27 protein-coding genes and 1 pseudogene are annotated in these 26,687 nt (G+C 63.2%); 19 read left to right on the forward strand and 9 right to left on the reverse strand.

Annotated features, from left to right (window positions below; genetic code table 11):
- The first annotated feature begins 76 nt into the window (after positions 1–76).
- From hmgA to PQT43_RS01205, 4 genes are all read left to right on the forward strand, one after another.
- Entirely contained in the window at positions 77–1,381 is a 1,305-nt protein-coding gene (gene hmgA, locus PQT43_RS01190; protein ID WP_267269394.1) for a homogentisate 1,2-dioxygenase, read from the forward strand.
- Between the two features lie 3 nt (positions 1,382–1,384).
- Entirely contained in the window at positions 1,385–2,686 is a 1,302-nt protein-coding gene (gene fahA, locus PQT43_RS01195; RefSeq protein WP_110653391.1) for a fumarylacetoacetase, read from the forward strand.
- 12 nt (positions 2,687–2,698) lie between these two features.
- On the forward strand, positions 2,699–3,337 hold the full coding sequence (gene maiA, locus PQT43_RS01200; protein WP_213664749.1) for a maleylacetoacetate isomerase: 639 nt from the start codon (positions 2,699–2,701) through the stop codon (positions 3,335–3,337).
- A 138-nt stretch (positions 3,338–3,475) separates the two neighbouring features.
- Complete coding sequence (locus PQT43_RS01205; protein WP_267269395.1) at positions 3,476–4,846, forward strand: MFS transporter; 1,371 nt, start codon at positions 3,476–3,478, stop codon at positions 4,844–4,846.
- A 12-nt stretch (positions 4,847–4,858) separates the two neighbouring features.
- Here PQT43_RS01205 and PQT43_RS01210 read toward each other — a convergent pair whose 3' ends face one another.
- Together PQT43_RS01210 and PQT43_RS01215 are read right to left on the reverse strand one after the other, a co-directional pair.
- Positions 4,859–5,326 (reverse strand): GNAT family N-acetyltransferase, encoded by a 468-nt coding sequence (locus PQT43_RS01210; RefSeq protein WP_253083683.1) that lies wholly within the window; start codon positions 5,324–5,326, stop codon positions 4,859–4,861.
- 59 nt (positions 5,327–5,385) lie between these two features.
- A complete protein-coding gene (locus PQT43_RS01215; protein ID WP_267269396.1) occupies positions 5,386–6,189 on the reverse strand; it encodes a SirB1 family protein in 804 nt (267 codons plus the stop codon).
- Positions 6,190–6,371: 182 nt separating this feature from the next.
- On the opposite strand from PQT43_RS01215, the gene PQT43_RS01220 reads away from it, so the two are divergent.
- From PQT43_RS01220 to PQT43_RS01230, 3 genes are all read left to right on the forward strand, one after another.
- Positions 6,372–7,391: a Leu/Phe/Val dehydrogenase gene (locus PQT43_RS01220; RefSeq protein ID WP_102878408.1), complete on the forward strand. Its 1,020-nt coding sequence runs from the start codon at positions 6,372–6,374 to the stop codon at positions 7,389–7,391.
- A gap of 98 nt (positions 7,392–7,489) precedes the next feature.
- Positions 7,490–7,756, forward strand: coding sequence for a hypothetical protein (locus tag PQT43_RS01225; protein WP_272753407.1), 267 nt, complete (start codon positions 7,490–7,492; stop codon positions 7,754–7,756).
- Positions 7,753–8,178: a hypothetical protein gene (locus PQT43_RS01230; protein WP_272753408.1), complete on the forward strand. Its 426-nt coding sequence runs from the start codon at positions 7,753–7,755 to the stop codon at positions 8,176–8,178. Before PQT43_RS01225 ends, PQT43_RS01230 begins: the two co-directional genes overlap by 4 nt.
- A gap of 177 nt (positions 8,179–8,355) precedes the next feature.
- On the opposite strand, the pseudogene PQT43_RS01235 reads toward PQT43_RS01230, so the two are convergent.
- A pseudogene (locus tag PQT43_RS01235) lies at positions 8,356–8,610 on the reverse strand (YebG family protein); the annotation flags it as partial.
- A gap of 266 nt (positions 8,611–8,876) precedes the next feature.
- Between PQT43_RS01235 and PQT43_RS01240 the strand changes: the two are divergent.
- Complete coding sequence (locus tag PQT43_RS01240; protein WP_102861203.1) at positions 8,877–9,377, forward strand: phosphate-starvation-inducible protein PsiE; 501 nt, start codon at positions 8,877–8,879, stop codon at positions 9,375–9,377.
- On the opposite strand, the gene PQT43_RS01245 is transcribed toward PQT43_RS01240, so the two are convergent.
- The 3 genes from PQT43_RS01245 to PQT43_RS01255 form a co-directional block, all read right to left on the reverse strand.
- Entirely contained in the window at positions 9,374–9,691 is a 318-nt protein-coding gene (locus PQT43_RS01245; RefSeq protein WP_102861204.1) for a DUF3509 domain-containing protein, read from the reverse strand. The two genes, PQT43_RS01240 and PQT43_RS01245, sit on opposite strands and share 4 nt — an antisense overlap.
- 219 nt (positions 9,692–9,910) lie before the next feature.
- Positions 9,911–11,206, reverse strand: coding sequence for a serine/threonine transporter (locus PQT43_RS01250; RefSeq protein ID WP_170001137.1), 1,296 nt, complete (start codon positions 11,204–11,206; stop codon positions 9,911–9,913).
- Between the two features lie 63 nt (positions 11,207–11,269).
- On the reverse strand, positions 11,270–12,646 hold the full coding sequence (locus PQT43_RS01255) for an L-serine ammonia-lyase (protein WP_102861206.1): 1,377 nt from the start codon (positions 12,644–12,646) through the stop codon (positions 11,270–11,272).
- A gap of 135 nt (positions 12,647–12,781) precedes the next feature.
- Between PQT43_RS01255 and PQT43_RS01260 the strand changes: the two genes are divergently transcribed.
- Together PQT43_RS01260 and PQT43_RS01265 are read left to right on the forward strand one after the other, a co-directional pair.
- The gene (locus PQT43_RS01260) at positions 12,782–13,729 is read left to right on the forward strand and encodes a LysR substrate-binding domain-containing protein (protein ID WP_102861207.1); all 948 of its coding nucleotides are present in this window, start codon (positions 12,782–12,784) and stop codon (positions 13,727–13,729) included.
- A 213-nt stretch (positions 13,730–13,942) separates the two neighbouring features.
- Positions 13,943–14,350, forward strand: coding sequence for an HPF/RaiA family ribosome-associated protein (locus PQT43_RS01265; protein ID WP_102861208.1), 408 nt, complete (start codon positions 13,943–13,945; stop codon positions 14,348–14,350).
- 67 nt (positions 14,351–14,417) lie between these two features.
- Here the strand turns inward: PQT43_RS01265 and fecA are convergent, their stop codons facing one another.
- The 3 genes from fecA to PQT43_RS01280 form a co-directional block, all read right to left on the reverse strand.
- Positions 14,418–16,778 carry a TonB-dependent Fe(3+) dicitrate receptor FecA gene (fecA, locus tag PQT43_RS01270; protein WP_267269397.1) on the reverse strand — a complete coding sequence of 787 codons (2,361 nt, stop codon included), beginning with the start codon at positions 16,776–16,778 and terminating at the stop codon, positions 14,418–14,420.
- A 133-nt stretch (positions 16,779–16,911) separates the two neighbouring features.
- The gene (locus PQT43_RS01275) at positions 16,912–17,877 is read right to left on the reverse strand and encodes a FecR domain-containing protein (RefSeq protein WP_272753409.1); all 966 of its coding nucleotides are present in this window, start codon (positions 17,875–17,877) and stop codon (positions 16,912–16,914) included.
- A gap of 8 nt (positions 17,878–17,885) precedes the next feature.
- Positions 17,886–18,374: a sigma-70 family RNA polymerase sigma factor gene (locus PQT43_RS01280; protein WP_267269398.1), complete on the reverse strand. Its 489-nt coding sequence runs from the start codon at positions 18,372–18,374 to the stop codon at positions 17,886–17,888.
- 220 nt (positions 18,375–18,594) lie between these two features.
- On the opposite strand from PQT43_RS01280, the gene PQT43_RS01285 reads away from it, so the two are divergent.
- From PQT43_RS01285 to PQT43_RS01325, 9 genes are all read left to right on the forward strand, one after another.
- On the forward strand, positions 18,595–18,900 hold the full coding sequence (locus PQT43_RS01285) for a DUF3649 domain-containing protein (RefSeq protein WP_102861711.1): 306 nt from the start codon (positions 18,595–18,597) through the stop codon (positions 18,898–18,900).
- Positions 18,897–20,462: a PepSY-associated TM helix domain-containing protein gene (locus tag PQT43_RS01290; RefSeq protein WP_272753410.1), complete on the forward strand. Its 1,566-nt coding sequence runs from the start codon at positions 18,897–18,899 to the stop codon at positions 20,460–20,462. Before PQT43_RS01285 ends, PQT43_RS01290 begins: the two co-directional genes overlap by 4 nt.
- Positions 20,462–20,788 carry a DUF3325 domain-containing protein gene (locus tag PQT43_RS01295; RefSeq protein ID WP_102878419.1) on the forward strand — a complete coding sequence of 109 codons (327 nt, stop codon included), beginning with the start codon at positions 20,462–20,464 and terminating at the stop codon, positions 20,786–20,788. Before PQT43_RS01290 ends, PQT43_RS01295 begins: the two co-directional genes overlap by 1 nt.
- Before the next feature lie 14 nt (positions 20,789–20,802).
- Positions 20,803–21,378: an RNA polymerase sigma factor gene (locus PQT43_RS01300; RefSeq protein WP_102878420.1), complete on the forward strand. Its 576-nt coding sequence runs from the start codon at positions 20,803–20,805 to the stop codon at positions 21,376–21,378.
- Positions 21,375–22,364 carry a FecR family protein gene (locus PQT43_RS01305; protein WP_123393713.1) on the forward strand — a complete coding sequence of 330 codons (990 nt, stop codon included), beginning with the start codon at positions 21,375–21,377 and terminating at the stop codon, positions 22,362–22,364. Before PQT43_RS01300 ends, PQT43_RS01305 begins: the two co-directional genes overlap by 4 nt.
- 168 nt (positions 22,365–22,532) lie before the next feature.
- The gene (locus PQT43_RS01310; protein WP_060837609.1) at positions 22,533–22,940 is read left to right on the forward strand and encodes an ExbD/TolR family protein; all 408 of its coding nucleotides are present in this window, start codon (positions 22,533–22,535) and stop codon (positions 22,938–22,940) included.
- Between the two features lie 4 nt (positions 22,941–22,944).
- Entirely contained in the window at positions 22,945–23,715 is a 771-nt protein-coding gene (locus PQT43_RS01315; RefSeq protein WP_102878423.1) for an energy transducer TonB family protein, read from the forward strand.
- 43 nt (positions 23,716–23,758) lie between these two features.
- A complete protein-coding gene (locus PQT43_RS01320; RefSeq protein ID WP_213664759.1) occupies positions 23,759–25,999 on the forward strand; it encodes a TonB-dependent receptor family protein in 2,241 nt (746 codons plus the stop codon).
- A 28-nt stretch (positions 26,000–26,027) separates the two neighbouring features.
- Positions 26,028–26,666 (forward strand): MotA/TolQ/ExbB proton channel family protein, encoded by a 639-nt coding sequence (locus PQT43_RS01325; protein ID WP_115581638.1) that lies wholly within the window; start codon positions 26,028–26,030, stop codon positions 26,664–26,666.
- Positions 26,667–26,687 lie beyond the last annotated feature (21 nt).

Here is a 26,687-nt window from a genome sequence, read left to right on the forward strand (position 1 = left end):
AAAATAACCCAGGCGTGCCGATAACTCTTGTGAAGGAGTGGTGGGCCCCTGCCTATTCCAACTTCCAGGAGGCTCCATGAACCTCGATTCTTCGGCGTCGGCCCTCAGCTACCAATCGGGCTTTGGCAATGAATTCGCCAGCGAAGCCCTGCCGGGCGCACTGCCCGTCGGCCAGAACTCCCCGCAAAAAGCCCCTTACGGCCTGTACGCCGAATTGTTTTCCGGCACCGCCTTCACCATGACCCGCAGCGAAGCCCGGCGCACCTGGATGTACCGCATCCAGCCCTCGGCCAATCACCCGGCGTTCGCCAAGCTCGAGCGCCAGTTGGCGGGCGGCTCCTTGGGAGAGGTGACCCCCAACCGCCTGCGTTGGAACCCGTTGCCGATTCCTGCCGAACCCACCGATTTCATTGATGGCCTGGTGGCCATGGTGGCCAACTCTGCAGCGCAGAGTCCTTCCGGCATCAGCGTCTATCACTACCGCGCCAACCGCTCCATGGAGCGGGTGTTCTTCAACGCCGACGGGGAAATGCTCCTGGTGCCGGAACTGGGCCGCCTGCGCATTGCCACCGAGCTGGGCGTGCTGGAGCTGGAACCCCTGGAAATCGCCGTGCTGCCTCGCGGCCTGAAATTCCGCGTCGAATTGCTGGACCCGCAAGCCCGTGGCTACATTGCCGAGAACCATGGTGCGCCGCTGCGCCTGCCTGACCTGGGCCCCATTGGCAGCAACGGCCTGGCCAATCCCCGGGACTTCCTGAGCCCGGTGGCCCACTACGAAGACCTCCAGCAGCCCACCACCCTGGTGCAGAAGTTCCTCGGCGAACTCTGGGGCTGCGAACTCGACCATTCGCCGCTCAACGTGGTGGCCTGGCACGGCAACAACGTGCCCTACAAATATGACCTGCGCCGTTTCAACACCATCGGTACTGTCAGCTTCGATCACCCGGACCCGTCGATCTTCACCGTGTTGACCTCACCCACCAGCGTGCCGGGTCTGGCCAACCTCGACTTCGTGATCTTCCCGCCGCGTTGGATGGTGGCTGAGAACACCTTCCGTCCACCGTGGTTCCACCGCAACCTGATGAACGAATTCATGGGCCTGATCCAGGGCGCCTACGATGCCAAGGCCGAAGGCTTCCTGCCCGGCGGCGCGTCCCTGCACAGCTGCATGAGCGCCCACGGTCCGGACGGCGAGACCTGCACCAAGGCGATCAACGTCGAGCTGCAACCTTCGAAGATCGACAACACCATGGCCTTCATGTTCGAGACCAGCCAGGTGCTGCGTCCCAGCCAGTTCGCCCTGGAATGCCCGCAACTGCAGAACGACTACGATGCTTGCTGGGCCTCGCTGCCCGCCACCTTCAACCCGAATCGGAGATAACCCATGACCTCAACCATCACCCGTAGCTGGGTCGAGTCCGCCAACGGTCACCCCGACTTCCCGTTGCAGAACCTGCCCCTGGGGGTCTTCAGCACCCAGGGTTCGGCGCCCCGCAGTGGCGTTGCCATTGGCGAACAGATTTTCGACCTGGAAGCGGCGCTGGACGCCGGCCTGTTCGAAGGCCAGGCCAAGGCCGCGGTGCAAGCCGCCCGTGGTGGTCAGTTGAACGCTTTCTTCCAGCTTGGCCGTCCAGCCCGTGTCGCCCTGCGTGAGCGCCTGCTGGAACTGCTGGGCGAGGGCAGCAGCCTGCGCGACAAGATCCAAGCCCTGGGCGCGAAGCTGCTGCCCCTGGCGGCGGACTGCCAGATGCACCTGCCGGCCAAGATCAATGACTACACCGACTTCTATGTCGGCATCGAGCACGCGCAGAACGTCGGCAAGCTGTTCCGTCCCGACAACCCCCTGTTGCCCAACTACAAGTACGTGCCCATCGGCTACCACGGTCGCGCCTCGACCATCCGCGTCTCCGGTGCCGATGTGCGCCGGCCCAAGGGCCAGACCCTGCCGGCCGGGCAGAGCGAACCGACCTTCGGCCCCTGCGCACGCCTGGACTATGAACTGGAACTGGGCATCTGGATTGGCCAGGGTAACGAGATGGGCGAGCCCATCGCGATTGGCGACGCCGCTGAGCACATTGCCGGTTTCTGCCTGCTCAACGACTGGTCGGCGCGGGATATCCAGGCTTGGGAATACCAGCCGCTGGGGCCATTCCTGTCGAAGAGCTTCATCACCAGCATCTCGCCCTGGGTGGTGACCGCCGAAGCCCTGGAGCCGTTCCGCCAGGCCCAGCCCCAGCGTCCTGAAGGCGACCCGCAACCCTTGCCTTATCTGCTGGACAAGCGCGATCAGGCCGCTGGCGGCTTCGACATCGAGCTGGAAGTGCTGCTGATCACCCAGGCCATGCGTGAGCAGGGCTTGCCGGCCCACCGCCTGACCCTGAGCAACACCCAGTACATGTACTGGACCGTGGCGCAGATGGTGGCGCACCACAGCGTCAACGGCTGCCAGTTGCAGGCCGGTGACCTGTTTGGTTCGGGCACCTTGTCCGGTCCGCAGAGCGGTCAGTTCGGCAGCCTGCTGGAGATCACCGAAGGCGGCAAGAAGCCCATCGAGCTGGCTTCCGGTGAGGTGCGCAAGTTCCTCGAAGACGGCGATGAAATCATTCTGCGCGGGCGTTGCCGCCGCGAAGGTTTCGCCTCCATCGGCTTCGGCGAATGCCGGGGCACTGTCCAGCCGGCCCGCTAAGGGGAGCGCCCCATGCAGCTCTATACCTACTACCGTTCCACCGCCTCCTATCGGGTGCGCATCGCCCTGGCCCTCAAGGGCCTGGAATTCCAGGCCATCCCGGTCAATCTGCTGGTGCCCAAGGGCGGCGCCAACCGCCAGCCGGAGTACCTGGAGATCAACCCCCAGGGCCGGGTGCCGGCCCTGCGCACCGACGACGGCGATCTGCTGATCCAGTCGCTGGCGATCATCGAGTACCTGGAGGAGCGTTATCCACAGGTGCCGCTGCTGTCCAAGGATCTGGTCAGCCGCGCCCGGGAGCGTGCGGTGGCCGCCATCATCGGCTGCGACATCCACCCGCTGCACAACTCCAGCACCCAGAACCTGCTGCGGGAATGGGGGCATGAAGAAGAGCAGTTGCTGGTGTGGATCGACCATTGGATCAGCCAGGGCCTGGCGGCCCTGGAACAACTGATCGGTGACCACGGCTTCTGTTTCGGCGATGAGCCGGGGCTGGCCGATGTGTTCCTGATTCCCCAGCTGTACGCCGCCGAGCGCTTCAAGGTGTCTCTGGATGAGTATCCACGGATTCTCCGAGTCGCAGCCCTGGCTGCGGCGCACCCGGCGTTCCAGGCTGCGCACCCGGCCAACCAGCCGGATACCCCGGCCTGAGCCTGCACGCTGCCCCGGTGTACGGGGCAGCGTGGCATCCGTATCACCCGGGCCCCGCAACGGGGCTTGAGCGGTCACCGCCTGTGACCTGCGCAACACTGCTGCTCATAACCATAAAAAACGAACAGGTACCTTGCGATGCAAAATCAAATTGCCAGCTTTCGTGCTGCGCTCGACGCCCGCCCGGTGTCCCGCTATCAGTGGTTGCTCCTGTTGCTTCTCGCCTTGCTGCTGGTCACTGACGGTTACGATGCCCAGGTCCTGGGTTATGTGGTGCCGGCCCTGGCCCAGGACTGGGGCCTGGAAAAGTCCGCCTTCGGCCCGGTGTTCAGCGCCAACTTGCTGGGCTTGACTCTCGGCTCTCTGGCAGTGACACCTCTGGCAGACCGGTTCGGGGTGCGACGGATTCTGCTCGGTTGCGTGCTGATCTACGCCTGCCTGACGGTGCTGATGGTGTTCGCCAATTCCCTCGACAGCCTGATGGCCGCGCGCTTTATCTGCGGGATTGGCATGGGCGGCGCCATGCCCAGCGCCATGGCCCTGATGTCCGAGTATTCGCCGCCACGCTTGCGCACCTTGATGGTGACCTTGGCCGCCTGCGGTTTCTCGTTCGGTGGCGCTGCCGGTGGTTTTGTCGCTGCCGGTTTCATCGACCGCTTCGGTTGGGAGGCGGTGTTCCTGGCCGGTGGGATCACGCCGTTGTTGCTGTTTCCGTTCCTGGTCTGGCGCCTGCCCGAATCCCTGCCGCGCTTGCTGCGGGATGCGCCACCTTATGCGCGCTTGCGCAAGGTCACTGCGCAGATGCTCCCGGACTGGCAGCCACCGCCGGTTGTCAGCGACGCCAGTGAAGCACCGGCAGGCAGCAAGCTCACGGTGCTGGAGCTGTTTCGCCAGGGCTATGCGCGACCAACGCTGCTGATCTGGTCGACGTTTTTTGTCAGCCTGATCCTCCTGTACTTCATGATCAGTTGGTTGCCGACCTTGCTGCTGGAAAGTGGCCTGGCCCTGAAACAGGCCAATCTGGTGACCTCGATGTTCCTCTTCGCCGGCACTTTGGGGGCGATCTGCATGGCCTGGTTCGCCGACCGCCTCAAGCGCAAGGTGCGCTTGCTGGCGGCCGTGCTCGGCGCCGCGGCCCTGTGCACGGTGTTGCTCGGCCTGAATCACGACAATCCGCGTTACCTGGTGGTGTTCGTGTTCGCCGCCGGTTTTTGCATCATCGGTGGCCAGCTGACCCTCAACGCCTTCGCCAGCAATTTCTATCCGGCTCAGGTGCGCGCCACCGGCACTGGCTGGGCGCTGGGGGTGGGGCGCTTCGGTTCGATCCTCGGGCCCTTGTTCGGCAGCCTGCTGTTGGCGATGCATATCCCGGTGCAGCAGATTTTCTTCTTCTGCGCGATTCCGGCGGTACTGGCGGCCTTGCTGATCATCCAGGTGCGCTCGCCGTCCGAGGCTCCCGCAGGTGGTGCGGGAGTGGCCCCCGAGCTGCAGGAAGCGCTCAAGTCCTGATGTGCTGTCGGTTCAGCGTGCCAGGTGCTTGATCATCGGCACGCAGGCCAGAGTCAGGCCCCGGGGCGACTGGTACTGGGCGATCCGCTCGCCGACGAAACCGCACTGACGATAGAAGTGGGCGGCGTTCAAGGTCGAGTCCAGGATCAGGTGCGGCAGCCCGGCTTGCAGGGCCCGTTCCTCAAGGTAGGCCATCATCTGCCGGCCAATCCCCTGGCCCATGTAGGCCGGGTCGACGAACACCGCGTCGACCTGTCCGGTCTCCAGTTCGAGCAGGCCGCTGGCGGTTACCTGGTTGTCGATGACGGCCACGTAGCCGGTGTTTTCCACCACTTCGATGAAGTAGTCCGCCAGGCTGCCGGCGGTCCATACCTGCAAGTCGGCGTCGGGGTAGTGGCCGCGGCACTGGTGGTTGATGGCTTGGTTACGAATGTCGAAGACCCGTTGCGCGTCGCCGCTATGTGCTTTTCTGATCAGCATGCTGTGCCCGTTCCGTGGAGTGAGCCGAGCATCCTGCCAGAGCCCGGTCCGGGATGCGATCAGTGGACCACGGTGTTGGGCGGCAGGTGCCCCAGGCGCTCGGTCAGGCGCAGGCGCTGGATCGGGTCGTCGCTGAGCAGCAAGGCGTGCTCCAGGTCGAAGCGCTCGGCATTCGGGCACTCCAGGCGTTGATAGAGGCTGGCCCGGGCCAGGTAGTCGGCGGCGCTGCCGTTGCCCAGTTCCAGCACGCGCTCGGCATTGATCAGGGCCGCCAGGTTGTCGTCGTAGGACAGGTGCAACTGGCGCAGATTGCGCGACAGGCGCTGGAACATCTGCAGCGGCTCGGCACTGGCCAGGTGTTCGGCACTGAGCTTGATATGGGCGCCGTACTGGCGTTGCAGCAGTTCCCGGCAGTCGGCGGGGTACAGTCGGCGTCCGCCGCAGGGATCGAGCAGATGGTCGGCGCCGGGCACCCGCAGCAGGAAGTGCCCGGGGAAGTTCACCCCCACCATGGGAATCTGCAGCCGTTGTGCCAGCTCCAGGGCAATCAGCGCCAGGGCCAGGGGTTGCCCGCGGCGCGATTCCAGGACCTTGTCCATCAGCGCCGCCTGGGGGCGCAGGGGCAGGTGCTCGTCCTGCTGGAAGCCCAGGTCGTTCATGCGCCGCAACAGTGGCTGGCCCAGTTCGTTCGGCGGTAGATGAGGCAGGCTGCTGCCGATCTGCAGCTGGATCTCCTTGAAGGCTTCCAAGTGACGCTCGGGCACAAGTTTTGGTGCATGCTCGGCGGCAATCCACAGGGCCGCTTCCAGCAGGGCTGGTGGCGAGCGGTGCAGGCAGGCGAAAAAGGCTTGGCGCGGGTTCATCTCAACCTCCGACGGATGCCTCGTTTTAGCCTCGTGGCGCAGGTTCGTCCAGTGCTGACACAGGTGGTAGCAGGTTATTTCCCAAAGCCTGTAAAAGCCCGCGGCTTATTCCAGCCTGGCGCAGCAAATTCCAGGCGCAAGCCTATACTGGCGACTACAAGAAGTGATTCGGGAGCCCGTCGATGTTCGCTCTCATGCACAGCACTCGCCTTGAATCGCTGCACCTCAGCGTCGACCCCAGCACCGGGTTGAAGGCAGTGATCGCCATCCACAACAACCGCCTGGGGCCCGCCCTGGGCGGTTGCCGTTATCTGGCCTATCCCGACACCACCAGTGCCGTGGAAGACGCTGCGCGACTGGCCCAGGGCATGAGCTACAAGGCGGCCCTGGCAGGCTTGCCTCAAGGCGGCGGTACCGCGGTGATCATCCGTCCCGCCCATGTGGAAAACCGCGCGGCGCTGTTCGAGGCCTTTGGCCGTTGCATCGAGCAACTGGACGGGCGCTACATCACCGCCATCGACAGCGGCACCTCGGTGGCCGACATGGACTGCATCGCTCAGCAGACCCGCTACGTCACCAGCACCAGCGCCGCCGGAGACCCGTCGCCCCACACCGCCATGGGCGTATTCGCCGGGATTCGCAGCACCGCCATGGCCCGCCTGGGCAGCGACAATCTGGAAGGCCTGCGGGTGGCAATCCAGGGCCTGGGCAACGTCGGCTTTGCCCTGGCCGAGCAACTGCACGCCGCCGGTGCCGAGCTGCTGGTCAGCGACATTGATGCCGGCAAGGTGCAGTTGGCCATGGAGCAACTCGGGGCGCATCCCGTCGCCAACGATTCGTTGCTCAGCACCCCTTGCGACATTCTCGCCCCTTGTGGCCTGGGCGCCGTGCTCAACAGCCTCAGCGTGGCCCAGTTGCGCTGCGCGGCGGTGGCCGGATCGGCCAACAATCAACTGACCAACCTGCAAGTGGCCGATCAACTGGAGCGGCGCGGGATTCTCTATGCGCCGGACTACGTGATCAATTCGGGTGGCCTGATCTATGTGTCCCTCAAGCATCGCAATGAGGAACTCCCGGTGATCACCGCGCACCTGTCGAAGATCAGCCTGCGGTTGACGGAGATATTCGCCCACGCCCAGGCGGAAAAACGCTCTCCGGCGCGGGTCGCGGACGAACTGGCGGAGCGGGTGCTGTACCGCTAGGTATCTGTGTCTTATCCCTTTGGCTCGCCCTCTGTAGTATCAGGGCCCGGGAAAGGTTGCCGCGCTGAGCCCGATCCCTCAAAGGCCAACGACAAGGAATGAATTCGACGATGCCTCAAGTGCTGGATAGTGGCCTGGATGAGCAGTTGGCTTCGCTGTTGCGCAAAGGTGCGGATATTCAATCGATACGCCAGCTTCTTGAGCGGTACCGGGATCGGGGCTTTGGCGCGCAGGCGGTGTACAACTATCTGGCGTTGCTCAGGCATGACGCATCTGAAGAACTTGAAGACAGAATCCTGGAAGCCATGGATATAGCGTCCGGATACTGCTCGCCAGGCTGCAGGGTGTGGGAGGTTGTGCCATGACCGAGGCCCATACCGACAAACCATTGATCGGGTGTTCTGTCAGGGACCTGCAGTTGTACGCTGCGGCGTGCCTGGAGGCTTACTGCCTGAGCAAAGGTATTGCCCATCCTGCTGTTGATGACTTGCTAAAGCACCTTGAGAACTATCCGGAAAAAGATCGTTTACTGGCCTGGGACAGGGCCGGAGCGCAACTGGCATTGAATGGTCGAGGAGATGATTTGCCACAAAGCCTTGTTGCTTTGATAGCGCCTGAAGATATCGAGGCGTTCTCCAGTATCGTCGACAGCGCGGTTGAGGTTGGAATGGTCGATCTGTATGGAGGCGCGACCGATTTGCCCGTGATTTTCATGGGCAAGATCACTGCGATATTGCGTCGCAACCTGATCGATTTGCCCGAGCCGAGAGGCGCGGCAGTCGTTTGACCGGCGGCTGCATCACGGGCACTCCTTGATCGGCAAACATGAAAAAAGCCCTGTGCCATGGACACAGAGCTTATTCAATTCGCGTAAAGCCTATTTCGCTGCCTTGGCCGCTTTCGCCGGTTTTGTCGGCGCCTCGACTTCAGCAGGTTGCTGCGCTTCAACCACCTCCAGCGCGGGAGCGGGGGCGCTGAGCAATTCGGACAACGCATCCGGCTGGCTCTTGAAGGCCCTGGCGAATACATCGCGGTTCTTCGCCATGTAGATCCCGGCTTCTTCCACCTGTTGCTCGCTCAGCGACGGCACGGCTTTTTGCAACACTTGCGCCAGCACTTCAGCCAGTTCGAGCATTTTGTCATGACGGTCAGCTTCGGCTTTATCCATGAACAAGCGCTCCAGATCTCGGCTGCTGCGGTATACCACTTCGACGGCCATTCACCACCTCACATGCCTTCACGATAATGGGTCTGTATAAGCACTGTATCTATATACAGGTCGAGAGAATAGGCGAATCCTTTTCCCTTGGATAGTGGCTTTTTAATGTAGACGGAATTTTTTTCCCGGGTCGATTGTGATGGGGCCGTGCCTCGTTGCGGGCGGCCACCATCTCATTGACGGCTCCTGGCCTTTTTTCTGCATGCAGAACAACCGTCACGTCCAATCCGCATCATCCGGTCGAACCGACCTAAGGAAGAACCATCGTGAAAATCAATTGGGCCGAGAACCTACGGCAGAACGTCCATCAACTGGCCGAGTCCCTGGGCAACCTGTTTGTCGAGTCGTTCCATTACCTGGCGCTGTTCGCCATTGGCGCGGTGACTGCCTGGGCGGCGGTGATGGAATTCCTGCAGATGCTTGAGGCAGGCCACATCAAGATCGATGACATCCTGCTGCTGTTCATCTACCTGGAATTGGGGGCGATGGTCGGTATCTACTTCAAGACCAACCATATGCCAGTGCGTTTCCTGATCTACGTGGCGATCACCGCGCTGACCCGGCTACTGATTTCCAACGTCTCGCACCACAGCCCGCCAGACCTGGGGATCATCTACCTGTGTGGCGGCATCCTGCTGCTGGCCTTCGCCATTCTGGTGGTGCGCTACGCCTCGTCGCAGTTTCCCTCGGTGAAGATCGAACATCCGCAACGCAAGATCGGCGCGGGCTCCGGCGAGCACCCGGAAGTGGAGAAGGGCGAGCTCTAGAAACGCAAGGCCTGGGGCGCGGGCTTATGGCCAGCGGACGGCAGCAGTGCGAGGCTGTCGCCGTTGGTCATGGCTTCGAGGATGGCTACGGCGCTGTGGCCTTGCTCGATGGCGATGCCGAATTGAATGCTTTGCACCAGGCGCTTGATGCGCTGCGGGTCATTGCGCTGGGCTGCGCTGATCATGCGCTTGGCCACCACCCGGCCGGCCTGGGACAAGGTCAGCATGATGCTGCCGTCCAGGCCCTGGATGCTCAGGTTGACCTGATAATCCGGGGTGAAGGTGTCGGTAATCAGTTGAAAGGGGTTGTCCATGATGCGTCACCGCCTGATTGGATCGTGCAGTCATTGACTGGCAGGGCGCGGAATTAGTTCGCGATTCCAGACCGCTGGCCGGTCGTTTGCCGAGGTTTGCCTACGTCCGTGTTGCTCAAGGATGAACAAAGCAAGGGGCATGCCGGGAACCTCGCCGGGCAATGATTGCGGGGACAAAAAAGCGGACCACAAGGTCCGCTTTTTTTATTCCTGCCCGTTTCAGGGCACGACCGAGTAAATGATCGCAGACAGTGCGATCAGGCCGATCAGCACCACGAACAGGTTCGACAGCTGGCCCGAATACTGGCGCAGCGAAGGCACCCGCTGGATCGCGTACATCGGCATCAGGAACAGCAGGCAGGCGATCACCGGTCCGCCCATGGTCTCGATAATGTGCAGGATGCTCGGGTTGAAGGTGGCCACGGCCCAGCAAGTGAGGATCATGAACAGCGCGGTGATCTTTTCCAGGCGGGTGGACGACAGCGAGCGCCCCCGCAGGTTTTTTACGATCAGCCCCTGGAAGCCTTCGCTGGCGCCGATGTAGTGGCCCAGGAACGACTTGGTAATGGCCACCAGGGCGATCAGCGGTGCGGCGTAGGCGATGACCGGGGTCTGGAAGTGGTTGGCCAGGTACGACAGGATCGAGATGTTCTGTTCCTTGGCCGCCACCAGGTCCGCCGGCGACAGGGCCAGCACGCAGCTGAAGCAGAAGAACATCACCGTCAGCACCATCATGGCGTGGGCCGTGGCCAGGATGCCGCTGCTCTTGCGTTCGGCCTGGGCGCCGTAATGGCGTTTCTGATCCAGGGCGAAGGCCGAGATGATCGGCGAATGGTTGAAGGAGAACACCATCACCGGAATCGCCAGCCACAAGGTCTTGAAGAACAGCGGCAGGGGCATGCCCTCGCCGGCCGAAGCGAAGAACGCGCCGTTCCAGTTGGGAATCAGGCTCAGGGCCAGTAGCAGCAAGGCGGCGACGAACGGATAGACCAGCAGGCTCATGGCCCGCACGATCACGTCCTGGCCGCAACGCACGATGGCCATCAGGCCGAGGATCAGCAGCAGCGACAGCAGCGCCCGAGGCGGCGGGGTCATGTGCAGCTGGTGCTCCATGAAGTTGCCCAGGGTGTTGGTCAGGGCCACGCTGTACACCAGCAGGATCGGGAAGATGGCGAAGAAGTAGAGCAGGGTGATCAGCTTGCCGGCACCGACCCCGAAGTGTTCTTCCACCACCTCGGTGATGTCCCCGGAGCGCCCGGAGAGGACGAAACGGGTCAGGCCGCGGTGAGCGAAGAAGGTCATGGGGAAGGCCAGCAGCGCCAGCACGATCAATGGCCAGAAGCCACCGACCCCGGCGTTGATCGGCAGGAACAGGGTGCCGGCGCCGATGGCGGTGCCATACAGGCCGAGCATCCAGGTGGTGTCGTGCTTGCTCCAGCCTTGCCGGGCTGTTGCGGTGTCGCGGGGTGTGGCTACTGTGGGGTTTTCGGCAGCAGGTGTGGGTACATCGGTCATCGGTATCGCCTCGTTATTATTTTTGCTCGGGCTCACGTGTTACGGACGGTCAGGGAAGGCTCCTCAGCATTCCACCCAGCTCACTGCCAGGCCGCCCCGTGAAGTTTCTTTGTATTTGTCATGCATGTCGGCGCCGGTATCGCGCATGGTGCGGATCACCCGGTCCAGGGAAATGAAGTGTTTGCCGTCGCCGCGCAGGGCCATCTGGGTGGCGTTGATCGCTTTCACCGCGGCAATCGCGTTGCGCTCGATGCAGGGCACCTGCACCAGCCCGCCCACCGGGTCGCAGGTCAGGCCGAGGTTGTGTTCCAGGCCGATCTCGGCGGCGTTTTCCAGTTGCTCGGGGGTGGCGCCGAGGACTTCCGCCAAACCCGCGGCGGCCATGGCGCAGGCCGAGCCCACTTCGCCCTGGCAGCCGACTTCGGCGCCGGAAATAGAGGCGTTCTTCTTGCACAGGATGCCCACTGCCGCGGCACCGAGGAAAAAGTTCACGACGTCGTCGTCAGAGGCCTGGGGATTGAACTTCATGTAGTAGTGCAGCACCGCCGGGATGATCCCCGCTGCACCGTTGGTAGGAGCGGTGACCATGCGCCCGCCGGCGGCGTTTTCCTCGTTTACCGCCAGGGCGTAGAGGTTGACCCACTCCATGGCCGAGAGGGTCGAGGTGATGACATTCGGCTTGCCGATTTCCAGCAGGCTGCGGTGCAGCTTGGCGGCGCGCCGCGGGACATCGAGGCCGCCAGGCAGGATGCCTTCGTGGCGCAGGCCCTGTTCGACGCATTCGCGCATCACCGACCAGATATGCAGCAGGCCGCTACGGATTTCGGCGTCGCTGCGCCAAGCCCTTTCGTTGGCCAGCATCAGCTCGCCGACCCGCAGCTTGTGGGTCTTGCACAGCGCCAGCAGTTCAGCAGCGCTGTTGAAGTCGTAAGGCAATTCGACGCTGGCGCCGGCTTCAGTTCCGGCCTCGACCTGGGCGGCCTCGATGATGAAACCACCACCTACCGAGTAGTAGGTCTGTTCCAGCAGCGTGCCTTGCTCGCCTGAGGCGGTCAGGGACATGGCGTTGGGGTGGTAGGGCAGGCTTTGGTCCAGCAGGAGCAGGTCCTGTTGCCAGTCGAAGGCGATGTTCGTGCGCCCCCCCAGCAGCAATTGGCCGCTGTCGCGCAGTTGCTGGATGCGTGGGCCGATGCTGCCCGGGTCTATGCTGTCGGGCCATTCGCCCATCAGTCCCATGACGCTGGCGCGGTCGGTGGCATGGCCGACACCGGTGGCGGAGAGGGAGCCGTAAAGGCGGATCTGCACCCGCTGTACCTGATCCTCCAGGCCCAGGTCGAACAGCGCCTGGGCGAAGGTGGCGGCGGCGCGCATCGGGCCCACGGTGTGGGAACTGGAGGGACCGATACCGACTTTGAAAAGATCGAAAACACTGATAGCCATGCTAAAGCCTTACAAGCAATGGAAGGTGGATCGCTGCCATTTTTTGTAGGCCAAGCGCAATGTCGGCGATACTGCCCGGGTCGGTCGGAACTGACCAACGAAACTTCCTAAGAGATCCTTTAGCAGGACTAAACGATGAGCCGTCAGTTTCATGCCCAGACCTATGTCTGGCTGCATGTGTTTTCCTGTGCCGCGCGGCACCTGTCCTTTACCCGTTGTGCTGAAGAACTGCACATCACGCCCGGCGCGGTCAGCCAGCAGATCCGTCAGTTGGAAGAGCGCCTGGGTCTGCGCCTGTTTCACCGTCGGCCCCGGGGTGTGGAACTGAGTGCCGAAGGCCAGCGCCTGGCGCTGACGGTGAGCGAGGCCTACGGCAGCATCGATGCGGAGCTGCGGCGCCTGGACGCGGGAATGATCAGTGGCACCCTGCGTCTGCGTTCGATCCCCTCGTTTCTCGGCAAGTGGCTGACCCCGCGCCTGCCGCGGCTGCAACAGCGTTATCCGGAGATCCAGCTGCGGCTGGTGGCCGAAGACAGCAGCGTGGCCTTGCACGAAGGCGACTTCGACCTGGCCATCGACCTGAACGACGGCAGCTACCCCGGCTTGCAGTCCACCGCGTTGCTGGACGAGCAGATCTTCCCGGTCTGCGCGCCGAGTCTGCTGCGGGGCCGTCCGCCGCTGCACGGGCCGGCGGACCTGGCGCATTTCCCCTTGCTGCACGACATCACCGCCTGGCGCGGCAGCTTTGAATACGCCGAATGGGAGTTCTACCTGAATGCCATCGGTTTCGAGGGCGCGGATGTGCGTCGTGGCCACACCTTCAACCGCAACCACCTGACCATCGAGGCGGCGATCGCCGGCATGGGCGTGGCGATTGCCCGGCGCACCCTGCTCAATGACGAACTGGAGCGCGGCACCCTGATCGTGCCTTTCGGTCTGGCGGTGCCCAATCACAAGCGTTATGTGCTGCTCTATGCACCGGGCGCCCTGAGCCATCCGGGTGTGCGTGCGGTGCATGACTGGCTGGTGGAAGAAGCGGAGATCTTTCGCGGTCTGCACCCCCTGGGAGAGGGGCAATTGTGAGGGTTTGAGCGAGGGGGCCGAATCGAGCTAACTCCCGACCTTAACAGCGCCTTTGCAGTTTGTCCGGCTTTATTTGCGTATGAATATTTATCTTTTTTAAGGGGTTGAAATGTTCGCCGCCGTGCCTAATTGTGTAATCAAGAGGTCACGAAATGCAGGTCCAAACGTCCTGCCTTGACCCTCTTACGAGCAAGCTGAAATAAGGGAAGAACTATGCAAATCCAAGTCCATAGCGATAACCATATTCAAAGCAGCCTTCGGTTGGAGGAGTGGGTGCGCAGCACCGTTGAAAGCACGCTCGAACGCTACGAAGAAGACCTGACCCGGGTCGTGGTCCACCTGCGGGACGAGAACGGTGGCAAGTCAGGTCCGGACGATATGCGCTGCCAGCTGGAAGCCCGTCCGAAAGGTCACCAGCCGATTTCCGTGACCCATAAGGCCGACACCCTGGAACAGGCCATTGATGGTGCGACCATCAAGCTGGAAAGTGCCCTGGAGCACATGTTCGGTAAATTGCGCGGCAAACGTGCGGCGGCCGTGCCCAGCAGTGACGGCACCGAGGCGGATGCCCTGCTCGAAGAAGAATTCCTGGAAAACCAACAGGCCGCGCTCAATAGCTGACGGCTGAGTTTCTCCCCCAACCCACGGGCCTGCATTGCAGGCCCGTTTTGTTTTGTGGCGAGAAAAGTCAGAACGCCACTGACGTTTGTACATAGAGCGTGCGTGGCTCACCCACGTACTTGCCCTTGTTGTTGTCGTCGAAGGAGCGGGTGAAGTACTGGTGGTTGAAGATGTTCTTCACGCCCACCGCGACATTCAGGTCAGACAGCTGCGGGCCGAAGTCGTAGCCGGCGCGGGTGCTGAACAGCATGTAGCCGGGGATGCGGCCGTTGCTGCCGTCGGCACTTTCACGCGAGGTGTTGGCGTTGTCGGCGAACTGGCTGCTCTGGTAGCTGCTGTCGAGGTTGAGCTTCCACGGACCTTCGGTGTAGCTCACCCCCAGGGTGCCCTTGTGCTTGGAGGAGAAGGGCACGCGGTTGCCCTTGTTCGGACCGTCCTCACGAATCGTGGCATCGACGTAGGCATAGGTGGCATAGACATTGAAACCGGCCAGCGCCGGATCGAGGCCGTCCAGGGCGTAGTTGATGCTGCTCTCGATGCCCTGGTGGCGGGTTTCGCCCCGGGCGATCACCGTGTCGTTGGTCTGGTTGCTGTCGTACTGGTTGTCGAAGTTGATCAGGAAGGCGCCGATCTCCGCCCGCAGGTTGCCATCGTCATAGCGGGTGCCCAGTTCCCAGGTGCGGGCTTTTTCCGGTTTGACCTCGCCGCTGGCCACCCGGTTGGGCATCTGGCTGTATTGCACGCTGCCGAAGGAGCCTTCGGTATTGGCGTAGAGGTTCCAGCTCTCGTTGAGGTGATACAGCACATTCAGCGCCGGCAGCGCGGTGTTGTAGTCGCCCTGGTATTTGACGTGGGTGAGGTTGTTGCTCTGCTGGGACTCGATCATCTCGTAGCGGATGCCCGGGGTCAGGGTCCACTTGCCGATATCGATCCGGTCGTCGACGAAAAATGCGTGGGCCTCGGTGCCGCCACGGGTATCCCGGTCGTTGCGACTGTTGGTGGTGGGCAGTTGCTGGTTGGCGGTCAACGGCGTGCGATAGCGCAGTTCATGCCCGGCTTCGTTGATGTAGCGGTAACCGACGCCCACTTCATGGCTGCTGTCCCCCAAGTCGAAGCCCTGGGCGAAGCGGGTTTCCAGGCCACGGACCCAGTACTCGCGGGGTGACAGGGAGAGGAAGCTGCCCTGGTCCAGATAGCCGCTGCGCAGGGTCTTGGTGAAGAAACTGTTGACGGTGAACTCCCGGCGATCTTCCTGATAGCGATAACCGACATTGAACATCGTGCGCCGGCCCCAGAATTTGTCATAGGGACGGGTGGACTGATACGGATCGGCCTTGTAGTCCGCCACGTTCAGGCCGCCGGGCATGTCCGCTTCACCCTCGTAGTACTGGGCCATGGCATTGAAGCTGTTGGCCTCGTCGAGCTGGTACTTGCCTTTGAGAATCAGGTCGTCGATCTGCGTGTCGCTGTGTTCGCGCCAGTCGCCGCCGCGGGTGCCGGAGTACAGCAGGGCGCCACCCAGGCCATTGTCGGCCGTGCCGCCGGCCAGCAGGTTGGCGCTGGTCTTGAAACCGTCATGGCTGGAGGAGGGGCTGGTCTCGGTCTGAAAACCGCCCTTGACCGTTGGCGCATCGGGAATCGCCCGGGTCACGAAGTTGACGATGCCGCCGACGTTCTGCGGGCCGTAGCGCACGGCGCCGCCGCCACGCACCACGTCCACGGCATCCATGTTGCCCATGCTGATGGGGGCAAACGACAGTTGCGGCTGACCGTAGGGGGCGAACGGTACCGGTATGCCGTCCATCAGCACCGTGGAGCGCGAGGCCAGACGCGGATTGAGGCCGCGAATGCCGAAGTTCAGGGCCATGTCGTGGCTGCCGGTGCCGTTGTTGTCCGGTGCATTGACCCCGGGAATCCGATTGAGCACATCCCGGGCCTGGGTCGCGCCCTGACGCTCGAACTCTTCCCGCCGAATCACGTCCCGGGCGCCGGGGTGCTCGAAGACATCGCTCTGCTGGGCATCGCCGAGCCAGTCACCGACCACGCTGGAGGTCTCCAGTTGCACCGACGCCGGGGCTGCCTCGGGGTTGGCCGGTTGCAGGCTGAAGGCATTCTGGCCCTCGGCCCGGGCTTGCAGGCCGGTGCCTTGCAGCAGGGCTTTGAGGCCCTGTTCCGGGCTGTAGTTACCTTCCAGGCCACGACTTTGCACGCCACGGGTGACCTCTGAGCCGAAGGAGATCAGCACCCCGGCTTCACGACCGAACTGGTTCAGCGCGCTTTCCAGGCTGGTCGGGGCAATGTGGTAAGGCTTGGTCTCGGTGGTGGCGGCCAGGACCTGGGGCAGGCTGGCAAGACTCAGGCTGGCGCCCAGCAACAGGTGACGCAGGGTACGGGCCAGGGGCGTGAGGCGGATGGGTTGCTCGGTCATGAACGGCGATCCTGAGAAGGGGGAATCAAGGTGGCTTTCCCTCTCTGTCACCCGAGCCGGGCAAAACGGCTCAACGGCCATGAAAAAATCTTCCTGAGCGAAAGAACCAGCGACGGATGGTGGTTCCCGACAATCAGGCCCGGGCCTCGACCGTGACCCAATAGCGGGTAAAGCGCCGCACCCTGACCGGCAGGCTAATGGCCAGCAGGTCGAGAATCCGCTCGCTGTCATCCAGGGGATAACTGCCTGAGATCAGCAGGTCCGCCACCTGGGCATCGCAGTTCAACTGGCCACGACGGTAGCGCCCCAACTCGTCGAGGAAATCCGCCAGGCGCATATGGGCCGCCACCAGCATGCCTTCGTTCCAGGCACCGCTGCCGGCATCCAGGGCCCGGGGCGGCTGCCAGTTGCTGTGGGTGAAGTTCAGTTGTTGTCCGGCCGCTACCTGAGGCGGCATTGCGCTGTAGTGCGCCGGCGTCACGCTGACCGTTCCGGAAAACACCGCCAACTGGCTGTGCTCCTTGAACTGGCGCAGGTTGATTCGTGCGGCAGCGGGGCGGACCTGCCCCTGGGCGGTCTGTACCACCAGCGGCCGGGCGTCCTGGCCGGCGCTGAGCATGATCTCGCCCTCCAGCAGGCGGATCAGTCGTTGCTGTCCATCGAAACGCACATCCACCGCGCTGCTGGTGTTGAGTTGCAACTGGCTGCCATCGCTCAGTTGCAAGGTGCGCCGCTGGCCCAGGGAGCTGCGGTAGTCCGCCAACAGCGGCGGCAGCGGGTTGTGTTCCCGCAGGCCCCAGGCGGCGGCCGAGCCGGCACCGAGAATCAGCAACAGCTTCAGGGCCTGGCGCCGGCTGGCGGATTTCGGTGCATTCAAGGCCGCGTGGGCCAGGGGCGAGGACAAGCCGCGCAAGCGCTGATTGACCCGTTGGATATGCGCCCAGGCTCGCTGGTGTTCGCTATGGGCGTCGTGCCATTGCTGCCAGGCCGCTTGCTGGCGTGGGCTCAAGGGGCCGCCTTGCATTTCGATCAGCCAGTGCACGGCCTGTTCGGCCACGGCGTTGCTGAAGTCGGGCTGGCCATTGAGGTGTGGATTCATCGAGGGGCTCACAGGGCGAAATAACAACGCATGGCGGCTTTGTTCAGATGACGTTTGACTGTGGCGATGGAGATGTTCAATTGCTCGGCAATCTGGCCGTAGGTCAGGCCATCGAGCTGACACAGCAGAAAGGCCCGCTTGACCGGGCGTGGCAGGCTGTCGAGCAAGGCGTCCAGCTCCATCAGGGTCTGCAGGATGATGGCCCGTTCCTCCTCGGAGGGGGCCACCTGTTCCGGCATCTGCGCCAGGGTTTCCTGATAGGCCCGCTCCAGGTCCTGGCGTCGGTAGTGGTTGAACAGCACCCGTTTGGCGATGGTGGTGAGAAACGCCCGGGGCTCGATCAGGGGCGGTGTTTCCCGGGCGCTGAGCACGCGAATAAAGGTGTCCTGGGCCAGGTCGGCGGCACTGTGGGGGCAGCCGAGCCGGCGCCGCAACCAAGTGTTCAGCCAGCTGTGATGGGCTTGGTAGAGGCCTTCGACGGTAGCGCAATGGGACAAGTCGGACGCTCCTGCACCCACAAGGCGCATAAGAGAACAAGAATTGTTCGCATTGTAGTGTTGAGACAGGGCATTCGGCAATCAGCCCGTACCGACAGAAATGGGCCGCGTTGTCGGTGTTTTTTTGCACATGAGAATATTTATCATTAGTATTGTGCGCCTGTTTCTCCCCGACGGCCTGCGCAGTGCCCCGGGCATCCCCTCGCTGCAAGGTTCAAACATGAAAAGCAAGGCCGGCGGAGTTCCCGCTTCCTATCGTCTGGCAGTGGTCTCGCGGGTCTGTGCCGCGGTCCTGGGTGGTTACCTGCTGGCGGCGCTGTCCAGCGTCTGCCTGACCCTGCTGCTGCCCATTCCCCGGGCCGACGCCGTGCTCAGCGGGATGATGGCCTCCTTTGTGTTCTATCTCTTGGCGGTGCTCTGGTGCTTCGCCTGTCGCACTGCCTGGCAGGCCTGGTTCGGCCTGTTGCTGCCAAGCCTGGTGCTGGCGCTGGTCGCCGGCAGCGCCTATTGGGTGGCCTTGCCATGAAGGAAGGTTTGCGTCAGTCCATGGCCTGGCTGCACACCTGGGCGGGGCTGGTGTTCGGCTGGTTGCTGTTCGCGATTTTCTTCACCGGAACCCTGTCCTACTTCAAGGAGGAAATTACCCACTGGATGCAGCCGGAGGCCCCGGTTCGGGCCGTGCATGCCGATATCAGCCTGGATCTGGCCCAGCGTTACCTGGAACAGCACGGCCAGGGCGCGCAGCGCTGGTTCATTACCCTGCCCGATGCGCGCCAGCCGCTGCTATCGGTGGCCTGGCAGGCGCCGAGCGCCCCGGGCGAGCGCGGCGAGTTCACGGAAAAACTCCTGGACCCCAGCACCGGCAGCGAACTGCAGGTGCGCGATACCCGTGGCGGCGAGTTCTTCTACCGCTTCCACTTCCAGTTGCAAATGCCTTATCCCTGGGGCCGCTGGTTGTCGACCCTGGCCGCCATGGTGATGTTCGTGGCCCTGATCAGCGGCATCATCATCCACAAGAAAATCTTCAAGGACTTCTTCACCTTCCGGCCCCGCAAGGGCCAGCGCACCTGGCTCGACGGGCACAACGCGGTGGGTGTGCTGGTGCTGCCATTCCACTTGATGATCACCTACAGCAGCCTGGTGATCTTCATGTCCATGGTCATGCCGGCGAGCATCCTGGTGGCCTACAAGGGTGACAGCAATGCGTTCTTCAAGGACTTGCGGCCGGCCAGCAACAGCATCCCGGCGGCTGGGCAGCCGGCAGCGCTGACGGCCCTGGACCCGCTGCTCAAGCAAGCCTTGGCACAGTGGCCGGGGGGCCATGCGCAGCGCCTGGTGGTCAACCACCCGGGGGATGTGAATGCGTCGGTGCACGTCATGCGCCACAGCGCCGACCGGGTGGCCCGGGATCTTGGCAGCAGCGTGTCGTTCAACGGGGTCACTGGCCAGCCGTTGGACGCCAGCCCCGAACAGTCCCTGCCCATGGCCATCGGCGGCAGTTTCTATGGCTTGCACATGGGCCTGTTCGCCGGTCCGGTGTTGCGCTGGCTGTACTTTATCTGCGGCCTGGCGAGCACCGCGATGATCGGCACCGGGCTGGTGATCTGGCTGGGCAAGCGCCAGCTCAAGCACGCCAAGAGCGGGGTCATGCCCTTCGAGCTGCGCCTGGTGGAAGTGCTGAACATTGCCAGCATGTCCGGGCTGGTGCTGGCGGTGGCCGGCTTCTTCTGGGCCAACCGGCTGTTGCCGGCAGCCTTCGCCGAGCGCGCCGAGTGGGAGGTCAACAGCTTCTTCATCCTGTGGGGCCTGAGCCTGGTGCATGCCGTGGTCCGGCCCGGGCGGCGTGCCTGGGTCGAGCAATTGAGCCTCGCCGCCTTGCTGTTCTCCAGCATCCCCTTGCTGGACGCTGTGACCAGCCCGAGCCTGATGGACGGCTTCATGGTGCGTGGCGACTGGATGCTGGCGGGCTTCGACCTGGCCTGCCTGAGCAGTGGCCTGTTCCTGGCCTGGGCTGCGCGCAAGCTGCATCGCGGCCAGCAAACACCGGCCCGGCAGCGGCCTCTGCCCCCTGACACCGAGGTGAACTGATGTTGCTGGCGCTGCTGTTGTGTTTTAGCGGATTCACCGGCCTGTGCCTGTCCCTGGACCGGCATCACGGTGAACTCCTGGGGCACAAGCCCACGACTCGGCGCCAACAGGGCCTGCGCCTGGGAGGCTGGTTGTTGCTGGGCCTGTCGCTGGCGGCGGCAGTGCAGGGCACCGGCTGGAGCCTGGGGCTGGTGCAGTGGTGCGCCGTGCTGATGTGCAGTGCCTTGCTGCTGGTGTTGCTGCTGCCCTATCGCCCGCGTCTGGTGCTGTCGATGGCGGGGGCCAGTCTGTTGGCCTGCCCCCTCGCGGCCCTGGCCCGGTTCTGAGGGAGCGGCCCGTGATGAGCGCCCTGCCACCGGAACCCAGCGACCTGGATCACCCCGATCTGCGGGGCAGTCGTGCGCATTTTCTGCAGGTGTTCCTGTCCCAGCGTTCGCAGATGGAAGCCTTGGTCAGCCGCCGGGTCGGCTGCCGGGCCACCGCCGCGGACCTGGTGCAGGACCTGTTCCTGCGCTTCTGGCGCCGGCCCCTGGTGCAGGTCGAAGAGCTCAGCACCTACCTGCTGCGCTGCGCCGGCAACATTGCCATCGATCACTTGCGCAGCGAAGGCGCGCGGGTGCGGGTCAGTGAAGGCTGGCTACCGGAACAGCAGGACAACCAGGGCAGCGAGCCCCAGGCCGCCCTGGAAGCCGGCAATGACTTGCGACACGTGGAGGCCGCCCTGCGCAGCCTGCCGCAGCGAACCCGGCAGATCTTCCTGCTCAACCGTATCCACGGGCGCAAGTACGCCGAGATCGCCAAGGTCATGGGCCTGTCCCAAAGCGCCGTGGAAAAACACATGATGCGCGCCCTCGAAGCCTGCAAGGCCAGCCTGCGGGAACCTGCGCCCCCGCGCACGCCAAGGAATGCACCGTGAATCAGCGCTCCCGTGTCATCCCGACGCCGGCCCAGGAACAGGCCGCCCTGGCCTGGCTGAGCCTGCTCCACGATCAGCCCAGCAGTGGCGACCAGGCCACCTTCAGCCAATGGCTGCAGGCCGATCCGGCCCACGTCGAAGCCTATGCCCAGGCCCAGGTGCTGTGGGAGTTGAGTGAACAGCCGGCGCGGACCCTGGCGGATGAAGACGCCTTGGCCCTGCAGGGCCTGCTGCGTGCCATGGACGGAGCCCGTGCTCGGGCCCGACGGCGCTGGTCGGCAGGGTTGGCCATGGCCGCCAGTGTGCTGCTGGTGATCGCCCTGGGCGCCGGCTGGCAACCGGGCCGTTGGCTCGATGACCTGGGCGCCGATTACGTTTCCGCGCCGGGTCAGGTACGCACGGTGATTCTTGCCGACCAGAGTCAGGTCACCCTGGACGCCGACAGCGCCATTGCCGTGGACTTCCGCCACGGCGAACGGCATGTGCAGTTGCGTCGTGGCGCTGGTTTCTTCAGCGTCAGCCACACGGGCGCGCCCTTTGTGGTGGCGGCCGGGGAGGGCGAAGCGCGGGTCCTGGGCACCCAGTTCGAAGTGCGTCTGCAAGCCGACGGTGCCCAGGTCACGGTGCTGTCCGGGCGTGTCGCGGTCACCGCCGCCAAAGGCGCGGCGCAGCAGGTGCTCGGTGCCGGCCAGCAGGTGGCGTACGGTCATGGCCAGGCGACCCCGTTGCAGGGTGTCGACAGCGAAGCGCAACTGGCCTGGCGCCAGGGTTGGCTGAACTACTACCACGCGCCCCTGGCCGAGGTGGTGCAGGACCTGCGGCGCTATTTCCCCGGACGCATCCTGCTGCTCAATGACCAACTGGCAGCGCGCCGGGTCAGTGGCAGTTTCTCCAGCAAGGACCCTCAGGCGGTCCTCGATTCCCTGCAGGCGGCCTTAGGGTTCGAACAGCACCAAGTCCTCGGCAGGTTCATAGTCCTGCGCTGAAAGGCCCGTCCCAGAGCTCCCGAACATTCATCGATATCACACCTTTCTGTCACCAAACCGTTATATCAGGCGCGGATGATCTGCGGATTCCTGAGCACATGGTCAGGATCGGCGAGGGTTGTGATTCAGCTCTCACAAGGGAGGGAAGGCTGAAGCGGGAGCAAGACGATGCGCAGCTGGGATGTCGCAAAAAAGAAGAAGGCCCACATCGAAATCATTCCGATGATCGATGTGATGATGTTTCTCCTGGTGTTCTTCGTACTGATCAGTCTCAACGTGATTCCCGCCGTGGGAATCAAGACGCAGTTGCCGGTGGCCAGTACCGCGCAACAATTGAAGCCGCAAAACAAGGCGGTGATTACCCTGGGGCTGCAAGAACGCCTGCAACTCGACGGCCAGGACCTGGATGAAGGGGCGCTGTTGGCACAACTTAAAGTGCTGAACAACGGCAGCGAAAAGTTGGTGATCATTATCAACAGCGATCAGGGCGTGGAAGTTAAACGCCTGGTTTCGGTGATGGACTTGCTCAAGGGCAATGGCTTCTCTTCCGTCTCCATCGCTACGCGCAAGTCCTGACGCCATGTTCGGTTTATATAGAACTCGCAAGTGGCTGGCGTGCCTGCTGCCGGCCGGCCTGTTGTTGCTGGTGATCTATGCCAGTCAGTTGCAACAGTTGCAGATCAAGCCGGTGTACGACGAAAGCACGGTGGAAATTGCCCTGGTGGATGCGGCGGAACTGGTGGCCGCGGCAGAGCCACCACCGCCTGAGCCCGAGCCGCTGCCGATCGAGCCCGAGCCACCGCTGGTGGTGCCCGAGGAAGAGCCGCTGGTGATCGAGCCGCCCAAGCCCAAGCCGGTGGTCAAGCCCAAGCCCCCAGCGCCCAAGCCGTTGCTGGCCAAGCCGCAACCACCCAAGCCGGCTCCGGCTCAGGTGGCCAGGAGTGCCCCCGCGCCGCAGCCGGCGGTGGTTGCAGCACCGCAACCGGTGGTGGCGCCAGCGGCTCCCGCACCGGCTCCGGCCCCCGCACCTGCGGCGCCCGCCAGTGCAATCAAGGAAAGCCTGTACACCGCCGCTTTGCGCAAGGAACTGGAAAAGCACAAGCAATACCCCAGCGGCCGCGAGGCCTCGCTGCAACGTCCCCAGGGCGATGTGGTGATCTGGCTGGAAGTCGATCGGGCCGGCAACGTGCTCGACAGTGGCATCGAAAACAAGGCGCCGAACATGTTGCTCAATCGCGCGGCGCAAACCAGTTTGCGCCGCGTGGAGAAAGTTTCACCGTTTCCCTCGGACGCGTTCTCCGGCAAGAACAAGCAACGTTTTACCGCGACCTTTAGTTACAACGTGGAATAAACCCATCACCTATTAACGAAAGTTGTAAGCAAGGGATTGACCCGTGAAGATCAATAAACTTTATGCCCTGCTTCTGGCATCGGGCCTGGGCAGTTTTGCGCCATTGGTTTTGGCCGACGATACAGTTGACGTCGGTTCGGTGAACGTTGCCGGTAAACAGACCCTGGGCAACGGCCACATGATCAAGGAAGAAAGCGCCAAGGGACGTTCCACCGTGACCAAGGAGGCCATGGACCAGATGGCCCCCACTGCCAACGCCGTGGACAAGCTCAAGTACACCCCGGGGATCAACGTTTCCAGCACCGACGCCACCGGCCTGAGCGGCACCAACTTCACCATGCGCGGGATGAACTCCGACCAGGTCGGGCTGTCCGCCGATGGTTTCCCGATCAACGATTCGGGGGACTACAGCATCTACCCGAACCTGATGGGCGACCCAGAGAACTTCAGCGAAGTCTTCGTCACCCAGGGCTCGTCCGAAGCCGACGGCCCGCACATCGGCTCCAGCGGCGGCAACATCGGCCTGGTGACCGTGCGCCCGACCAAGGACTTCGGCGTGTTCGCCAAGCAGTCCATCGGCTCGAACAACGTGCGCAAGAGCTTCGCCCGTCTCAATACCGGTGACCTGGGTGGCTTCAAGACCTGGGTCTCGGCGTCCCACACCGAGGGCGACAAGTGGCGCGGCAAGGGCACCCTGCGGGCTGACAAGGTCGAGTGGAACACCCTGTTCGAAGACGGCAACGGCAACTCCACCAACGCCATCGTCAAGTACAACCAGCAGGAAAACTACAACTACAACAGCCTGAGCAAGGCCCAGTTCCAGAACCAGGGCCGGCGCCTGGACTACTCGGAAAGCACCGTGTTCAAGAACGGCAGCGTGTCCCAGTCCTACAAGCTCAACCGCAACCCTTTTGAAAGCCTGACCGCCTCGGTGACCCAGCGCTTCCAGCTGCGCGACGACCTGAGCCTGACCTTGAACCCCTACTACGTGTGGTCCAACGGCGGCAGCTTTAGCGGCCAGACCGCCACCAGCTTGTCCGCCAGCTCGAACAAGGCCGGCAACTACGACCTGAGCGGCTTGCCTGCCGGCACCTACTACCGGCCGTCGTGGACTGAAACCTGGCGCCCCGGGATGACCACCAAGCTCAAGTGGGATCTCAACGAAGAGCACAGCCTGGACGTCGGCTACTGGTACGAGCGCGCCCGCCAGCGCCAGACCCAGCCCTTCATCGGGATCAAGGGCAATGGCGCTCCGGAAAATGTCTGGGGCGACTACAACGGTTCCGACCAACTGGTGGACCGCAACGGCGCCACGGTCCAGGGCCGTCACCAATACACCGTGACCCCGGCGCAGAAACTCTGGGTGCAGGACACCTGGCAGGCGACCCCGGACCTGACCCTCACCGGAGCCCTGGCCTACCAGTACGTGGAACGTGACGGCAACAACCTCGGCAGCCTCACCGACAAGCCGGAAAAACGCGACGCCAGGTACCACGAGTTCCTGCCCAGCTTCAACGCCAAGTACCAGATCGACCCGAACAACCAGGCCTTCTACAACGTCACCCGCAACATGCGCACGCCGCCCAACTACGTGCTCTACAACAAGGGCGATTCCATCAGCCTGAAACCCGAGCTGAGCTGGAACCAGGAACTGGGCTGGCGCTACAGCGAAGACAACATGGCCCTGAGCGCGACCCTGTTCTACATCAGCTTCAAGGACCGGCAGATCTCCACCACCGACGTCAACGGCGACTATGTGGTGGCCAACGTTGGCGAAGTGAAGAACCGCGGCCTGGAACTGGAGTGGAGCGGCAAGTTGCCCCACGACTTCAACTACTACGCCTCGTACACCTACACCCAGTCCGAGCAGATGGACGACCTGAGCAACAAGAACGTGCTGCTGCCCACCTCCGGCAAGCAACTGGCCAACGTGCCGGAAAACATGTTCAACCTGAGCCTGGGCTACGACGACTCGCGCTACTACGGCAACGTCGTCGGCAAGTACGTCGGCGCCTTCTACGGCGACCTGACCAACGACGAGAAGATCGCCGGCCGCACCGTGGTGGATCTCAATGCCGGTATCCACTTGCCGGTGGACAAGAAAGTGCTGAAGTCCGCGACCCTGCGCTTCTCCATGCTCAACGTGTTCGACAAGGAATACCTGGCCTCGACCCGCACCGTGTCGTTCAACACCCAGCGCACCAATGGCCTGGCACCGAGCACGGCCTATTACAACGTCGGTGAGGAACGCACCGCGATGGTCTCCCTGGAAGCCGGGTTCTGATGGCCTTCGGGCCCAAGAGGAAATGACGATGGACATGAATCTGCTGCACGACATCACCTTCTACACCATGTACGGCGCCGCCGCGATTGCCGCCTTTATCGCCGTGGAACGCGGCATCTACTTCAGCTTCAGCCTGCGCCAGGCGAAGAAACTGGAGGCCGTGCTCAACCCGAAAATGCACAGCGTCGACGACCTGCCCGCCGAGCTGCGCCAGCGCAACAGCCTGCCCCTGGAGATGGTCGCCGAGCTGTTCGCCCACAAGCAGGGGTTGGCCAGCCACAAGGACCTGGAAGACCTCAGCGAGTCGATCTACATCGCCACCCGCAGCAAGCTGATGCATGGCTTGTGGCTGCTGGAAACCGTGGTCACCGCCGCGCCCTTGCTGGGCCTCTTGGGCACCATCCTGGGGATCATCGACACCTTCAAGGCCCTGGCCGAGACCGGCGTCAGCGACCCCGGTGAAGTGTCCAAGGGCATCGGCACCGCGCTCTACGCCACGGCCCTGGGTATCGCCATCGCCCTGGGCAGCATGATTTTCCACAACCACTTCCAGGACCGGGTCGAGCGCATCACCGACCACCTGAAGATCCTGTTGCTGCGCGCCGGCATGGGCACCGCCCTGAAGGCCCCCGTACCCACGGTCCAGGGCAATCTGCAACCGGCCTGATGACCTGACGTGACCTGTAGC

It is taken from the genome of Pseudomonas sp. BLCC-B112, from assembly GCF_028550695.1.
Lineage (GTDB): Bacteria > Pseudomonadota > Gammaproteobacteria > Pseudomonadales > Pseudomonadaceae > Aquipseudomonas > Aquipseudomonas danubii.

Excerpts from the sequence above, each read along its gene's own strand:
- hmgA (WP_267269394.1), top strand. The coding sequence starts at position 77 with ATGAACCTCGATTCTTCGGCGTCGGCCCTCAGCTACCAATCGGGCTTT.
- fahA (WP_110653391.1), top strand. The coding sequence starts at position 1,385 with ATGACCTCAACCATCACCCGTAGCTGGGTCGAGTCCGCCAACGGTCAC.
- maiA (WP_213664749.1), top strand. The coding sequence starts at position 2,699 with ATGCAGCTCTATACCTACTACCGTTCCACCGCCTCCTATCGGGTGCGC.
- PQT43_RS01205 (WP_267269395.1), top strand. The coding sequence starts at position 3,476 with ATGCAAAATCAAATTGCCAGCTTTCGTGCTGCGCTCGACGCCCGCCCG.
- PQT43_RS01210 (WP_253083683.1), bottom strand. The coding sequence starts at position 5,326 with ATGCTGATCAGAAAAGCACATAGCGGCGACGCGCAACGGGTCTTCGAC.
- PQT43_RS01215 (WP_267269396.1), bottom strand. The coding sequence starts at position 6,189 with ATGAACCCGCGCCAAGCCTTTTTCGCCTGCCTGCACCGCTCGCCACCA.
- PQT43_RS01220 (WP_102878408.1), top strand. The coding sequence starts at position 6,372 with ATGTTCGCTCTCATGCACAGCACTCGCCTTGAATCGCTGCACCTCAGC.
- PQT43_RS01225 (WP_272753407.1), top strand. The coding sequence starts at position 7,490 with ATGAATTCGACGATGCCTCAAGTGCTGGATAGTGGCCTGGATGAGCAG.
- PQT43_RS01230 (WP_272753408.1), top strand. The coding sequence starts at position 7,753 with ATGACCGAGGCCCATACCGACAAACCATTGATCGGGTGTTCTGTCAGG.
- PQT43_RS01245 (WP_102861204.1), bottom strand. The coding sequence starts at position 9,691 with ATGGACAACCCCTTTCAACTGATTACCGACACCTTCACCCCGGATTAT.
- PQT43_RS01250 (WP_170001137.1), bottom strand. The coding sequence starts at position 11,206 with ATGACCGATGTACCCACACCTGCTGCCGAAAACCCCACAGTAGCCACA.
- PQT43_RS01255 (WP_102861206.1), bottom strand. The coding sequence starts at position 12,646 with ATGGCTATCAGTGTTTTCGATCTTTTCAAAGTCGGTATCGGTCCCTCC.
- PQT43_RS01260 (WP_102861207.1), top strand. The coding sequence starts at position 12,782 with ATGAGCCGTCAGTTTCATGCCCAGACCTATGTCTGGCTGCATGTGTTT.
- PQT43_RS01265 (WP_102861208.1), top strand. The coding sequence starts at position 13,943 with ATGCAAATCCAAGTCCATAGCGATAACCATATTCAAAGCAGCCTTCGG.
- fecA (WP_267269397.1), bottom strand. The coding sequence starts at position 16,778 with ATGACCGAGCAACCCATCCGCCTCACGCCCCTGGCCCGTACCCTGCGT.
- PQT43_RS01275 (WP_272753409.1), bottom strand. The coding sequence starts at position 17,877 with ATGAATCCACACCTCAATGGCCAGCCCGACTTCAGCAACGCCGTGGCC.
- PQT43_RS01285 (WP_102861711.1), top strand. The coding sequence starts at position 18,595 with ATGAAAAGCAAGGCCGGCGGAGTTCCCGCTTCCTATCGTCTGGCAGTG.
- PQT43_RS01290 (WP_272753410.1), top strand. The coding sequence starts at position 18,897 with ATGAAGGAAGGTTTGCGTCAGTCCATGGCCTGGCTGCACACCTGGGCG.
- PQT43_RS01295 (WP_102878419.1), top strand. The coding sequence starts at position 20,462 with ATGTTGCTGGCGCTGCTGTTGTGTTTTAGCGGATTCACCGGCCTGTGC.
- PQT43_RS01300 (WP_102878420.1), top strand. The coding sequence starts at position 20,803 with ATGAGCGCCCTGCCACCGGAACCCAGCGACCTGGATCACCCCGATCTG.
- PQT43_RS01310 (WP_060837609.1), top strand. The coding sequence starts at position 22,533 with ATGCGCAGCTGGGATGTCGCAAAAAAGAAGAAGGCCCACATCGAAATC.
- PQT43_RS01315 (WP_102878423.1), top strand. The coding sequence starts at position 22,945 with ATGTTCGGTTTATATAGAACTCGCAAGTGGCTGGCGTGCCTGCTGCCG.
- PQT43_RS01325 (WP_115581638.1), top strand. The coding sequence starts at position 26,028 with ATGGACATGAATCTGCTGCACGACATCACCTTCTACACCATGTACGGC.